At 39.5% G+C, this 13,226-nt stretch carries 15 protein-coding genes and 1 riboswitch; all 15 genes read right to left on the bottom strand.

Translation table 11 applies throughout. The annotated features are described in order from the left end of the window. Positions 1-343: 343 nt before the first annotated feature. Positions 344-493: riboswitch (adenosylcobalamin (AdoCbl) riboswitch) on the bottom strand. Positions 494-548: 55 nt separating this feature from the next. Further along, entirely contained in the window at positions 549-1,424 is an 876-nt protein-coding gene (locus HCB38_RS04670; RefSeq protein ID WP_185318522.1) for a GHMP family kinase ATP-binding protein, read from the bottom strand. Continuing rightward, positions 1,414-2,499 carry a threonine-phosphate decarboxylase CobD gene (cobD, locus tag HCB38_RS04665; protein WP_185318521.1) on the bottom strand — a complete coding sequence of 362 codons (1,086 nt, stop codon included), beginning with the start codon at positions 2,497-2,499 and terminating at the stop codon, positions 1,414-1,416. The genes HCB38_RS04670 and cobD overlap by 11 nt, the downstream gene beginning before the upstream one ends. 13 nt (positions 2,500-2,512) lie before the next feature. Next, positions 2,513-3,706 (bottom strand): acetate/propionate family kinase, encoded by a 1,194-nt coding sequence (locus tag HCB38_RS04660; protein WP_185318520.1) that lies wholly within the window; start codon positions 3,704-3,706, stop codon positions 2,513-2,515. A 63-nt stretch (positions 3,707-3,769) separates the two neighbouring features. After that, positions 3,770-4,474 carry an MIP/aquaporin family protein gene (locus HCB38_RS04655; protein WP_185607695.1) on the bottom strand — a complete coding sequence of 235 codons (705 nt, stop codon included), beginning with the start codon at positions 4,472-4,474 and terminating at the stop codon, positions 3,770-3,772. A 27-nt stretch (positions 4,475-4,501) separates the two neighbouring features. Next, positions 4,502-5,620: a 1-propanol dehydrogenase PduQ gene (locus HCB38_RS04650; protein WP_185318518.1), complete on the bottom strand. Its 1,119-nt coding sequence runs from the start codon at positions 5,618-5,620 to the stop codon at positions 4,502-4,504. A 15-nt stretch (positions 5,621-5,635) separates the two neighbouring features. Beyond that, the gene (locus HCB38_RS04645) at positions 5,636-7,045 is read right to left on the bottom strand and encodes an aldehyde dehydrogenase family protein (protein WP_185637688.1); all 1,410 of its coding nucleotides are present in this window, start codon (positions 7,043-7,045) and stop codon (positions 5,636-5,638) included. Between the two features lie 6 nt (positions 7,046-7,051). Continuing rightward, positions 7,052-8,047 carry a cob(I)yrinic acid a,c-diamide adenosyltransferase gene (locus tag HCB38_RS04640; RefSeq protein WP_185607693.1) on the bottom strand — a complete coding sequence of 332 codons (996 nt, stop codon included), beginning with the start codon at positions 8,045-8,047 and terminating at the stop codon, positions 7,052-7,054. Positions 8,048-8,061: 14 nt separating this feature from the next. Beyond that, on the bottom strand, positions 8,062-8,325 hold the full coding sequence (locus HCB38_RS04635; RefSeq protein ID WP_185318515.1) for a EutN/CcmL family microcompartment protein: 264 nt from the start codon (positions 8,323-8,325) through the stop codon (positions 8,062-8,064). Between the two features lie 4 nt (positions 8,326-8,329). Continuing rightward, entirely contained in the window at positions 8,330-8,809 is a 480-nt protein-coding gene (gene pduM, locus HCB38_RS04630) for a PduM family microcompartment protein (protein ID WP_185637686.1), read from the bottom strand. Beyond that, complete coding sequence (eutJ, locus tag HCB38_RS04625) at positions 8,806-9,645, bottom strand: ethanolamine utilization protein EutJ (RefSeq protein ID WP_185637684.1); 840 nt, start codon at positions 9,643-9,645, stop codon at positions 8,806-8,808. Before eutJ ends, pduM begins: the two co-directional genes overlap by 4 nt. 20 nt (positions 9,646-9,665) lie before the next feature. After that, positions 9,666-10,301, bottom strand: coding sequence for a phosphate propanoyltransferase (locus HCB38_RS04620; protein ID WP_185607691.1), 636 nt, complete (start codon positions 10,299-10,301; stop codon positions 9,666-9,668). A 3-nt stretch (positions 10,302-10,304) separates the two neighbouring features. Then, entirely contained in the window at positions 10,305-10,580 is a 276-nt protein-coding gene (gene pduA / locus HCB38_RS04615) for a propanediol utilization microcompartment protein PduA (RefSeq protein WP_003719364.1), read from the bottom strand. 25 nt (positions 10,581-10,605) lie between these two features. Next, the gene (locus HCB38_RS04610) at positions 10,606-11,043 is read right to left on the bottom strand and encodes a BMC domain-containing protein (protein ID WP_185318511.1); all 438 of its coding nucleotides are present in this window, start codon (positions 11,041-11,043) and stop codon (positions 10,606-10,608) included. 12 nt (positions 11,044-11,055) lie between these two features. After that, positions 11,056-11,403, bottom strand: coding sequence for a glycerol dehydratase reactivase beta/small subunit family protein (locus HCB38_RS04605; protein ID WP_185318510.1), 348 nt, complete (start codon positions 11,401-11,403; stop codon positions 11,056-11,058). Continuing rightward, positions 11,400-13,220: a diol dehydratase reactivase subunit alpha gene (locus tag HCB38_RS04600; protein WP_185607689.1), complete on the bottom strand. Its 1,821-nt coding sequence runs from the start codon at positions 13,218-13,220 to the stop codon at positions 11,400-11,402. Before HCB38_RS04600 ends, HCB38_RS04605 begins: the two co-directional genes overlap by 4 nt. Positions 13,221-13,226 lie beyond the last annotated feature (6 nt).

Here is a 13,226-nt window from a genome sequence, read left to right as displayed (position 1 = left end):
TGAGTAGAGAAATTTTCTCTTCCAACTCAAAGCTTCTTTGCTAAGTAAACAGTACGCCTTTGTACTGTAAAATATTTTATTTGTCCACTTTATTAAAAACCAAACCTATCGAAATGTCAAATCTTTTTTTGTAAATAGGCAATGAAGATACTTTCCTTGTATCACTCTTTTCGTCGTTGAAAAGATCATTGCCCACCATAAAACTAAGCGGTGCACATCTTTGTGCGTATGGTGCTTGATAAAACGTAGCTCGTTCAGCTTCTCGGCACCAAACCATTTACAGTGGGCTTATTTGTTATAAAAACAAATAAAAAAGCCCCAGTGAGACAACTACACTGGAACCAAGAATTATACATGCTTTGCCTCGAAGCAGTATAACCAGTTAAAACAATTAGATAAAAGACCTGACTTAGAGTGACTAACTCCTTACAGTGGCGGGACCGTGCTGGACTTTCACCAGACTTCCAGTATCTAACTGTTTGTATGAACGAATTCGTTTATCAAAGTTATTATAGCATAAAATAATCCGCTTGCAAGAAGAATTTGCTTTACGAAATAATTTGAACACCACCACGCGCGAACTCCCGGAAATAATATCGGCTATAAAAAGTCATGACATAGCGCCGTTCTAGCTCAAATAAAATTTCGAGTGGATCCGTTTTTTCGAGTTCATAAAGTATACCGACAACTGTGCCACTATGCGAAACATTTACCCCCACTAAATCCAAGTTTTCAGTCACTTCTTGAATTTCTTTCCAAAATGGCTTTGGTAAAATAGTTTGATTGCACGCTGCGCTAATCGATGCTGCTTTTCCAAGTAAGCGGATTGATTTTTGTGTCACAGCTTGATGAAAATAGTCCAACCCTTTAGCTAGTTGTTGTTCGTTTTCCAGTAATTGCGCTTGATGATTATCTTGCCGGTAAGTAGCTGTTTCTAGAATGGTAAGTGGTTCTAACACAACAACGCCTAGTTTTGGCATCCATTTCGAACTTTGAATCACATCACCTTTTAAGTGATCAAACAAAGTTAACGACTCAAAAATAGTGCTATCGGTTGGCTCTAGTTTTAAAGATAGCTTGGCGATTTCTATTTCTGTAATGGATTTATTCAACCATTTTGCAGTTGCGCCGATTGTTGCGGCAATATCCGCAGTCGAACTCGCCATCCCTTTCGCGACCGGAATAGTTGATTTCACTTGTAAAGATACTTTCGGGAGCTCTCTTTTTACCGCGCCAAAATACTCGCAAGTTAACTGGAACGCATGCCAAGCTTTTGTATGCCCGGAGCTATTTAGTCCTTTTTTATCAGATAAAGTAACTTCGGAATACCAGTCGATTGGGTAAGAAATCAACTTCTCCCCGCCTAGAATAAAACCTTGCAAAAGCTCCCCACAAGAAGCTGGACATGTCGCTTTAATTTCCACTAAAAATCACCTCTAGCGCTGTTAAGAGTTTGCTATTATCAGCTCTACTTTTCACCGCAACCCGGTAATAATTTTCTGTGAGTCCTCGGTAATTAGCACAACTTCGAATAAAAATTCCTTTTAAAAGCAATTCTTTTCGTAAATCAAGAGGTTTCTCAAGATGAAAAAATATGTAATTTACACTTGGTTTGTACACGGTAAGTTCTGAAAATTTGCTTAAACCTTGGTATAAAAAGTCTCGTTCGGTGTTAATCCAATCGAATGTTTGTTTCATATAGGTTTCGTCTTCTAATAGAATTTGCCCTGCTAAATCAGCAAATGTATTAATAGACCAAGGTTCACGTATTTGTAATAAAGCTTCGGCTAAAGTATTATTTTTCGTCAGCAAATAACCGAGTCTTAGGCCTGGAATCGCGAAAAATTTCGTAAAGGCACGAATGATTGCCACATGCGGAAATTTTTCTAAATAGTTAATCATCGAAATTGTTTCATTTTCTTCTAAGAAGTCCATAAAAGCCTCGTCGATAATTAAAAATATGTTTCGTTTTTCACATAAAACTGCAATTTTTATCATTTCTTTTTGTGTAATAAGTTGGCCTGTTGGATTGTTTGGATTGCACAAACAAACGGCTTCAATATCCGTTTCTCGTTCGAGCATTTCTAGTACGATTTCCGCCGCAGCAAAATTGGTTTCTTTCGTTAACTCTGCATAAACAATTTCGGCATCGAAAAAAGCACGTTCATATTCCGCAAAAGTAGGCGCAAGTATAAGTACCTTTTGCGCCTTAGTCACTTTTGCGATTCCGAAAATCAGCTCAGTAGCACCGTTTCCAGGAATAATATTTGCTAGGTCGAGTTGATGAAACGCGGCAATTCGCGCACGGAGCGCTATGTAATCTGGTTCTGGATATTCTACCAGTTTGTCCAAATTAGTTATTATCGTTTGTTTCAAACTAGCTGGCACTCCTAGTGGATTAATATTCGCACTAAAATCAATCACCATTTCTTTTGCCAAGCCATGTTGTTTTGCTAGTTCGTTATAGTTGCCACCGTGAGAAGCCGTCGTTATTTTCACATCAAATCGCTCCTTAACTTATCGTTTGTTTTGCATACTTTTCTACATCGCGAGCAATCATTAGTTCTTCATTGGTTGGAATAATACACACTTTGACTGCTTCATCGTCATTGCTAATTATCATATCACCCGAATTATTTTTTGTCACATGGCACGTTACACCAAGATAACTTAACTGTTCAGTCACCATTTGGCGGATTAACGGGGAATTTTCACCCACTCCCGCTGTAAATAATAATGCATCGCAACCATTCATTGCGGAAGCATAAGCACCGATATAATTGCATATTTGCCCAGTGAACATACGAAGGGTTAGTAACGCTCGTGCATCGCCTTCTTTAGCAGCCATTTCAATATCTCTAAAATCACTTGAAATTCCCGATACGCCAAGAACACCTGATTCATTCGACATCATATGCATCACTTCATCCAAGCTATAGCCTAATTCATCAACTAAATATGGGATGATTGTCGCGTCAATTGTACCAGAACGGGTTCCCATCATCAAGCCGGCATTTGGTGTAAATCCCATCGAAGTATTTACTGATTTTCCAGCTTCAATCGCACAAACACTTGCCCCGTTCCCTAAATGACAAGAAATAATTTTTAATTTTTCTAAAGGTTTCTCAAGAACTTCTGCTGCTTTTCCAGCCACATATTTATGACTTGTTCCATGAAAACCGTATTTTCGAATATGGTGTTTTTCGTAAAGCTCATAAGGAAGCGCATATAAAAAGTTTTCTTCTGGAATCGTTTGATGGAATGCTGTATCAAAAACTGCTACTGAAACAGCATTAGGCAGTAATTCCCGGAATGTTTTGATACCAATGATATTGGCTGGATTATGTAGTGGAGCAAGACTTGTTACATCCTCAATGCCTTTCACTACTTCATCCGTTACAACACATGACGTGACAAAAGCTTCTCCGCCGTGCGCAACACGGTGTCCCACTCCAACAATTTCACTAAGATCATTAACTACTTGATGCTCTTTCAATTGTTCTAGTAAAATTTTAACTGCTTCTCCGTGATTATTTATCGCGCGTGTCTCTTTGATTTTTTCATTTTGAAAGGACATGTTGAAAATGGCGTCTGGTAATCCGATTCTTTCAATCAAGCCTTTAACTAAAACTTCTTCTTCTGGCATCATAAAAATTTGGAACTTCAGTGAAGAACTCCCTGCGTTTATCGCCATAATTTTGTGCATATAGCTCAGTCCTTTCTCATTTTTAAAGGAGCAAACAAAGTCTTTTTTGTTTACTCCATCTTTTTATAATAAAATATTGAATAGTCCAATGGCTAGCAATCCGCCAATGATTGGCCCGACAATTGGAATCCAAGCGTAGCGCCAGTCCGATCCACTTTTATTTGGTACTGGTAGTAAAAAGTAGGCAAGTCTTGGTCCCAAATCACGCGCTGGGTTAATTGCATAACCTGTCGTTGGTCCAAAACTCATTCCGATTGCAACTACTAGAAAACCAAGTATTAATGGATTTAACCCATCTGTGAAACTATTTGCTCCAATCATCAATAAACCAAAAATGAAAGCGAATGTTGCGATAATTTCACTGATTAAGTTGAAAGGTGTATTTCTGATTGCTGGTCCTGTGGAAAAAATACCATGTGTATCAATTTCTGGGGGAGTTGCTTTAAAATGCGGATAATAGTGTAAAATAACAATCGATGCTCCGACAAATGCTCCAGCGATTTGTGCGATAATATACGGAAGAACATCTGCCCAAGGGAATGATCCACCAACCGCAAGCGCAATGGTTACAGCTGGATTTAAGTGCGCCCCGCTATATGCTCCAGCGACATAAATACCAATCATTACAGCAAACCCCCAACCAAATGTAACAACTACCCAGTTCGCCCCTTGTGATAATGATTTATTTAGTGTTAATCCTGCTAAAAGGCCGTTCCCAAACATAATTAAAACCATCGTACCAATAAATTCCGCCAAATATGCTGACATAGTTTATCCTCCTTTTTAACGTACATTCTAAATAATTTGTTCTAAAATTTCTTTTAGTTCTTGATGTGTCGGTGTCGTTGGGCTAGTTGGTAAGCAAGCATCTTTCAGCGCATTTGTTGCAATTTCGTCCATTTTTGCATAGACTTTTTCTTTTGCTACTCCAGCATCTGTTAACGTTCGTGGCATTTGCATATGTTTCATCATCGCTACAATTCTTTCACGAAGTAAGCGAACTGCCGTTTCGTTCGAGTCAGATCTGGAAGCAATTCCGCAAATGCGCGCCATCTCAGCATATTTTTGTTCTGTTTCGCGATTTTTAAAGGCGTTAAAACGAATAACTGCATCCAGTAAAATCGCATTTGCTAAACCATGTGGTACGTGAAACTGCGCGCCAAGTTGATGAGCAATACTATGATTCAAACCTAAATTGGCGCAGTTAAAAGCCATTCCTGCCATAGTAGAAGCGTTATGCATTTTTTCGCGATTCGCTAAATTACGCCCATCATCGTAACAGCTCGTTAAAAAACGTAACGTTAATTGCACACTTTTTTCGCCGAGAGCATCGGTATAATCACTCGCATCTTTAGAAACATAAGCTTCGATTGCGTGTGTTAATACATCCATTCCCGTATTTGCTGTTATGGCTGGTGGCACGGTGACAACCAGTTGCGCATCTAAAATAGCCACATCTGGAATAAGTTCATCTAAGAAAAGTGGGTATTTAATTTTCGTTGTTGGATCCGTTATAACAGTTGCGGCTGTAACTTCGGATCCCGTACCACTTGTAGTTGGAATCGCTATAAAAGTGCTAATATTAATTTTTTCCAAGCGTTTTGCGAAGTAGTAAATTCCTTTTGCCGTATCAATCGCTGAGCCACCGCCAAAAGCAATCATGACTTGCGGTTGAATTTTGCCAGCTTCACTAACACCGCCAGCTACTTTTGAAATGGGCGGATCTGGAACAACATCGGTGAAGATGTGCACATTATTGGATGCATCTAATTGTCCAATTAATCCTTGAAGCCCCTCTCCATCAGCTAAAAAACGATCACAAATAATCCAAACATTTTTATTTTTAATTTCTTTTAAAACTTGTAAACTATTCGTACCAAAAGCTACTTTTGTTTTAATTTGAAAGCTATTCATTCAGTTTGCCTCCTCTTAACGAATCGAAAAACCATCTGTTAAAACACAACGGCGACGTCTAGCAAAATGACGTGCTGTAGTCGTTCCTTCTCCGGTAGGCGTTGCAATAGTGAAAGTTGTGCTACCTTCGCCTCTAAAACCTAATCCCGCAAAAGAAGGACCATTTTTTACAAAGATGGATGTTTGCATGTCTCTTGCAGCTTTGTTTAATCTAGAGATATTTTGTGAATGCATGGTTGCTGTATGATGTAAGCCTTGTTCGAGTTCAATAGCAACTTCAAGGGCTTCGTCAAAATCAGGCACTCTTACAACAGGAACGATTGGCATCAATAACTCTACTGTTGCAAATGGATGAGATTTCTCCGTTTCCACAATGATTAAACGCGGTGTAAAATCACAAGCTATTCCTGCTTCTTTTAAGATTTCTGAAGCACTTTTTCCAACTAATTTTTTATTTGTTACACCTTTATCCGTGACAGCTACTTTCTCCAATTTGTTAATATCCCTTGGATTGGTTACATGTAACGCACCATTTTTTTCCATTTGGAACATTAAGAAATCTGCAATGCTATCAACAGCTACAATACTTTTCTCTGCAATACAAAGAATATTATGATCAAAAGATGCACCGTCTACGATGTCAGCAGCTGCTTTTTCGATATTTGCTGTTTCGTCAACAATAGAAGGCGGGTTCCCTGCACCTGCGCCTATCACTTTTTTACCTGATTGCATCGCTTGAAGAACAACGCCTGGACCACCTGTAATAACAAGTAGTGGTACTTTTGGATGGTTCATCATTTCTTGCGCTGCTTGAATGGATGGTTTAGCCACGGTGACAATTAGATTATCAATACCACAACTTTCGCGAACAATTGTGTTTAGTTTTTCAATCAACCACAGTGAAATGTTTTTTGCCCCGGGATGAGGACTATAAAAAACGGCATTTCCAGCTGCGAGCATACCGATTGAATTACAAATCAATGTTTCCGTTGGGTTTGTGCTCGGCGCTACTGCACCAATTACGCCATATGGAGAGAGTTCATACAGTGTCATACCGTTATCACCAGTAGCTACTTCTGTATATAAATCTTCTACCCCTGGCGTTTTTTCAATTGCTAACGTGTTTTTCAAAATTTTATCTGCCACATTACCCATTCCGGTTTCCGCAACTGCTCTTGTCGCAATTGTTTCAATTTCTGGATAAAGTGCTTCACGAATTGCTTTTACAACATTGCGGCGTTCTTCAAGTGATTTTTCTTTATAGCAATTCTGCGCTACAACTGCTGCTTGAACAGCCTCGTCAACTGTATCAAAAACACCACTTTTCGCGCCTTGTGTAGTTGTTTTTGTTGGTACTTCTTTTTCTTCTGCTAATTTTTCTAAGAGAACTTTTTTCACCAGTTTTTCGAGTTCTAATGATTCCATACAGAATTACCCCTTCTCTATCATTGATAATGCTTTTTTTGCGATGTGGATGTCTTCTTCCACTGATCCACCACTAATTCCCATTCCACCAATAATCGCTCCATCTTTTCCATAGATTGGAACACCTCCGCCAAAAGTAACAATGTCACCATTTGTCAGTGTTTCTAATTGATAAAGTGGGGCTCCTGGCTGAACTGCTTCTGTTAAATTTTCTGTACTTGTTTTCATCGCTACGGCGGAATATGCTTTTTTCGTTGCTAGTTCTGCACTTACTAAGAGAGCGTGTTCCATTCGGTAATTAAATCTTGTATTGCCATGCGCATCAACTATTGCAAGTGTGACTGGAACGCCCACTTCTTCTGAGACGCTCTCCACTTGATGCATTAGTTTTTCACAAAATGAAAAAGATAAATCGCTTGTAACGGCCTTTTCTTGCCTAGTTTGCTCTAAGTATTTGGCAACAATGAGTTTTGTCGCTTTATCAAGCATTTCTCTGAAATCTTCTTCTCTAGCAAGGATATATAAGAAATCAGATAAGCGATTTACGAATTTTAATAACTCTTTTCGGATAGCTGTTTGTTCTGATAAACGAACAAGTAATCGCTCACCACGTCTAGCAATAGTCCTTGCGCTGTGAAGAAATGCTCCGGCTGTGCTTGATCCAGGAAGAACAAAACTATCGACTTTGGGCAATTTTGCGGTGTATGCATCAATGACGTCTTCCAGTCCATTAATGTCGTTTTCCGTAATGATAATTTTACTAGCAAGCGCTGATTCGTTTTCTGTTGCAAGTTCTGCACAAACGTAAAACAACTGGCGCTCAATATTTCTTAATAACGTTTTATTTTCAGTAGAAGTAACGAATTTTTCTGCTACACTAATTTCTGCATTAAGCTCATCAAACGAGCCATATGTTTCAACACGGTCATCATATTTTTTCACACGATTTCCATCAAATAGTGCAGTCGTTCCCTTATCACCGGTTTTTGTATAAATACTCACGAGTTATTCACTCCCTACTTATCAAAACTATCGACAATTGCTATAATTGCCGAATCAATCGCACTATTTGGTTCTGCAAAAACACTTCTAGCTGCATTTCCACGAGCAACAAGCACATACTCTCCAATCCCTGCACCGACAGAGTCACATGCTACTTCTTCTGAACGCACATCTTCTCCATTAGCATCAACTGGTTGTACAATCATCAACTTTTTACCAGTAAGCGAATCTTCTTTTTTTGTAGAAACTACGCTTCCAGTAATTTTCGCCATAAACATAACGTCACTGCCTTTCCCGCACTGCAATATTATTTTTAGTTAAATATTCATTTGCAAGCGGTGTAATAAGCTGCTTTTTATATTTGCAAAGTGTACTTCCGCTTGGGATTACTGCGCTATCACTGTAACAAATCACTTGACCACTTGAATGAAAGAGTCTCTCACCATTACTTGTAAAAACTGGAAACATTAGTTGACTAAGCATTGTATAATCAATCCAAGGTTCGCCGTTATCGTACAGTTCAAGTTCAATCGTCACTCCATAATCGGCGGCTTTTTCAAACCAAACAGTTAGTGATTCTGCTCGATTTCCACCGAGAATTCGCTCAAGAAAATGGTTATTTACTTGTGTTAACCGAACCGTTCCGCTTTCCATAAAAATCGCGACTGGATCGTATGGAAGTTTGCTAATAGCGATAGTAGTTTTACTTGTTGCTCGAAGTTTCAAACGCTGGACAATAATTTTGACTAATTTTTCTATCATAAATTTCCGCTCCCTGAACTCATAGCAATACCAAGAGGCGTGACATACTGCGGATAATTAGGTTGAAAAACAGGCATCTTCAAATAACTTTCAAACGTATCTTTAAACTGGCTATAAAATGAAGCCCCGCCAACGATATAAAGTGGTTCCGAGGGAGATATTTCGAGATGAACACGGGTGATTTCTGCCATTTTTTCCACGACAGGACGCATCACAGAAAAATGCTCACTAGAATCTTTTTTCGCGCGTTTATTCTGCTCAGCTTCTTCTACAGGAATACCATAATATCCGGCTAAAACAAGCGTCATATGCGTTCCTCCTGTTGGTTCGTCCGCAGTATAAATCACTTCGCCATTTTTAAAGACACTAATACCAGTTGTACCCCCACCAACATCCACTACTGCACCATCTTTTAAATCAAGTACTACCGCAGCAGCGGTAGGTTCATCAATCGTGGAAAGTGCTTCCATTCCCGCACTCTCGATGACATTTGCAACTACCTTTTTATTGTTCCCTATCGTACCTGGCGGGATGGCTCCAGAAGCATGTGTCAAACTTATTCCTAAGCATTTTTCTGCTCGCTCCTTCAGTCGTGTCACAATTTCTACTGACTCGCGATAATTGACAACAAGACCATCGCGAACAGCGTCAGCAAATTCAAACGCTCCAAAAAGTGGTACATTATTCTCGTCTAACACAATAAACACGATGGAAGAAGTACCTAAATCAACGCCAACTTTTACTTTTTGATCAGCTGAAATTTTTTGTTTGGTATCTTGATTCATTAGTGCTGCAAGCTGTTCCATCCGTTCGTTAGCTATTTGTAAAATATCCATTTCCACACCTCCTTATCAGGTCACGACTTGATTATTTTTGCAAAGCTCACGCCAGCAATATCTGCCGCGTTTGCTTCATCTGTATCAATATGCATTTCTGGGATAAATTGATTATTCACCCGAATCGTACAATTATTTAACACGAGACTACGTATTTCTGAACCTACTAAGACAGAAACTTCATCACCTTGTTTCACACCGTATTCATTCGCCACACTTTCTGGTAAATGGATGTGACGTTTCGCAATAATTGCTCCTTTTGGCAAGAAAATTTCGCTATGTTTAGAAACAAGTTTGATCCCCGGTGTTCCTTCAATATCACCAGAAACACGAATTGGAATCTTCATCCCTAACATCCGTGCATCCGTTTTAGAAAGTTCTACTTGCGAAAATTTTCGAAGCGGACCTAAAATACGAACCCGCTTCAATTCGCCTCTTTCTGAAACTACAGTGAGAGTTTGCTCAGCAGCAAATTCGCCAGGTTGCTTTAACCATTTTTTCACTTGAATAGGTTCATTTGGAAAAAGCTGGTTATAGTCTTTTTCTGTTAGATGAATGTGGCGGTTAGAGACTCCAATAGGAATCTCTGTTTCCGCACCGTTTAATCTTTCTGTTACTATTTGTTTAATTATTGCTTTTAATTCTTCTCTTTCCACGACTTATAAACCTTTTGGTAGCAAAGTTTCTACATCATTGTGTGGACGTGGAATAACGTGGATAGATTGTACTTCTCCAACATTACGAGCTGCTGCTGCGCCTGCATCTGTTGCTGCTTTTACTGCACCAACATCACCGCGAACCATAACAGTTACAAGTCCCGAACCGATTTTTTCATAACCTACAAGAGATACATTGGCTGCTTTTACCATTGCGTCAGCTGCTTCAATTGCTCCAACAAGTCCTTTAGTTTCAATCATTCCTAGTGCGTTATTCATTATTATTTCCTCCTCAAAATTAGGTTTATTTCTCTTCTTCAAAATGAATACAATCTTGTCTTGGATCACCTTTTATCCGTGGACAAAGTGGATCATGACATAAATTGCAGGTCGCTTCTACTGGTGATTCAGGTTCCGCGACTTCTTCTGTTTCAACAATCAATCCTGGTTCTTCTGGCACGATTTCTTCTTTTGGCCAAAATACTGTAAAAATCTCTTCCCCTGGTCGAGGAATGACTTTTTTCGCAATAAAGCTGTCTGCGGCTATGGCGGTTTGTTCTCCTGCTTCAAGCGCCGCGTTTACAGCTGCAACATCACCTTCCACTTTCACGGTTATCCAGCCAAATCCTTTTGCCTTTTCCGTGTCAATAAGTTGGATATTTGCTACTTTTGCCATTGTATCGGCTACGGTTATCGCTGAAGCAAGTCCTTTAATTTCAATAATTCCAATTGCTTGATGCATTCCTTCACCTCCTTATTTAAAAGGTACGCCCTTGACAAGTCGCGCTGCATTCATTCCCATATTCCGCTGATTTTCCAGCGTGGCTGCGCAAAAACGATATTCCGAAAATAGCGGCTGATCTGGCGGCAAATTACGATAATGAATCACTAAATGATCATTTTTGAGCGTAATTCCAACCAATAGTGGCGAACTCGCTGAAGCTCGAAATGCAGCTTGTACTTCGTCTTTTAAAGGCATAATTTCTAATTCACATGGAATGCCTTCTTCTTCTATTCCAAATAATACTTGTTTAATGCAGTCTGGATTCGCGCTTTGATCTGCATGAAAATAAATAGCTGGTTTATTTACAACCGGAATCATACATTAGCACCACCTGACAGAATTAATCCTGTGGCAACTGCATTTCTAGGCCCTTCTTGTCCGCGGATATTTCCCCGTCCCGCAACTAAGGAATAATGAGAAAGTGCATCTGTAATTAATTGCGGAATCTCAAAATCAAGGGCTGAGCCTCCGACAATTACGACAAATGGAATATCACGAATGTTCCCAGTTGGGCTGACATATTTTAGTGCACGGATGGTATTCGTTACAAAAACGCGCTCTTTAGCCGAACGACGAATTAATTTAATTTTTTCAATCGAAACGTCACCAGGAATTGGTACAAATCCGTCTGGTTTTACAATCACTACTTTCGCAAAAACACTTGGAGAAAGCGGCGTATCGAAAAATTGAACCGTACCATCTTCATGGCGAATATGGAAAATGCTTTCGACTTTAGCAAGCGGATATTTTTTTATATCTTCTGCTAAATACCGATCTTCAAGGCCAATTTCTGACTGGATAATCATCGTTACCATATCACCTGCTCCAGCTAAATGAGTAGCAATGATTTCACTTTTTCCATTTATGATTGAAGCGTCTGTTGAACCTGCTCCTAAGTCTAAAATAGCAAGTGGTGTATTGGTTCCTGGAGTAGTAAGTGCTCCGAGAATCGCTGCCTCTGCTTCTGCGCCACCAATTTTGACCGTTACATTTAGCTCTTGTTCGATTTCTGAGGCAATTGCAGCCATTTGTAAATGATCACTTTTTACCATTGAGGCAATTCCAACAGCTTGCTCCATGGAAAATTCGCCCGCCAGACCACCTTGCACATCTACTGGAACAAACGTATCTACAGCCAGCAGATCTTGAATAAAAATATCTGCCGGTAATTTATTAGTGAGCCCAGCCATAGTTTGTCGTACTTTTTCTAACATGCCGCCGATATTGGTTCCTGGTTCACCGCTTGCATTATCAAGTTTTGGTAGTGACATAATCGCTTGCATGATTTTCTCAGAACCTTCTGCCACATTTACACGTTGCGTTCTAGTTCCTGATTGAAGTTCAATATGTCCGGCTGGAATTGTTCTAGCTTTCACATCGCCTTCTGGTGTTTTAATCACAACTGCCGAACGATTACCAATTAATGCTCGAGCTACGGGAATGATGTTCTTTGTTTCATCAGAACTCAAATGGAAAACTGTCGCAATACCATACGGATTAGAAATCGTTTCTATGACTTTACCCGGAGCCGCAACTTCAACAGCCGCTAACATATCAACTGGAACTTTATCAATAAAACCAACTTCATCTACAATCGGGATTTTATGGTTTAATCGATTATGAACGAGCACTCCGTCGTCTGCTTGAAGTATCGCAGCAGTTATTTGATAACCAAGTTCGGTATAATCATTAATCAGCTGTGCGGCATCTTCAAAGTCAACCATTTTTGGGATAATCACGATATAATCAGTATCTTTTGATTTAGAAGCCACTTCATCCAAATGTACTGTAATTCCTGAGCCCATTCCAAGCCCACCTGGTGTTTTAGGATTATGTCCAATCATGGTAGACTCTGTGATAATTGTTTCAGTAATTGTTTCCATTGCCACGTCACCGATCACGGGGGTCGCTTCATTAATACGAATTTCAGCCAAATCCGCAGTTGTTGCATTTACTTTTTCTAAAGCTAGTTTTAACGCTTTAAAAATCCCATGAAGGTTTTGTTTTGTTCCTTTGATACCAGTTGTGTCTGTAATAGCGCTAGCAACAAACTCTGTTTCCCTCTTGGTGTTTGCTATGGCAAGTGCCACTTCTGTTGTTGAGTTTCCGATATCAATACCTGCAATATACTTCATTCATTT

The organism is Listeria farberi, assembly GCF_014229295.1.
GTDB classification, from domain to species: domain Bacteria; phylum Bacillota; class Bacilli; order Lactobacillales; family Listeriaceae; genus Listeria; species Listeria farberi.
This window is presented reverse-complemented; position numbering and strand designations above follow the sequence as displayed.

Coding starts and splice junctions, on each gene's coding strand:
- HCB38_RS04660 (WP_185318520.1), bottom strand. CDS start 3,706: ATGCACAAAATTATGGCGATAAACGCAGGGAGTTCTTCACTGAAGTTC.
- HCB38_RS04655 (WP_185607695.1), bottom strand. CDS start 4,474: ATGTCAGCATATTTGGCGGAATTTATTGGTACGATGGTTTTAATTATG.
- HCB38_RS04650 (WP_185318518.1), bottom strand. CDS start 5,620: ATGAATAGCTTTCAAATTAAAACAAAAGTAGCTTTTGGTACGAATAGT.
- HCB38_RS04645 (WP_185637688.1), bottom strand. CDS start 7,045: ATGGAATCATTAGAACTCGAAAAACTGGTGAAAAAAGTTCTCTTAGAA.
- HCB38_RS04635 (WP_185318515.1), bottom strand. CDS start 8,325: ATGTTTATGGCGAAAATTACTGGAAGCGTAGTTTCTACAAAAAAAGAA.
- pduM (WP_185637686.1), bottom strand. CDS start 8,809: ATGATAGAAAAATTAGTCAAAATTATTGTCCAGCGTTTGAAACTTCGA.
- eutJ (WP_185637684.1), bottom strand. CDS start 9,645: ATGGATATTTTACAAATAGCTAACGAACGGATGGAACAGCTTGCAGCA.
- pduA (WP_003719364.1), bottom strand. CDS start 10,580: ATGAATAACGCACTAGGAATGATTGAAACTAAAGGACTTGTTGGAGCA.
- HCB38_RS04610 (WP_185318511.1), bottom strand. CDS start 11,043: ATGCATCAAGCAATTGGAATTATTGAAATTAAAGGACTTGCTTCAGCG.
- HCB38_RS04605 (WP_185318510.1), bottom strand. CDS start 11,403: ATGATTCCGGTTGTAAATAAACCAGCTATTTATTTTCATGCAGATCAA.
- HCB38_RS04600 (WP_185607689.1), bottom strand. CDS start 13,220: ATGAAGTATATTGCAGGTATTGATATCGGAAACTCAACAACAGAAGTG.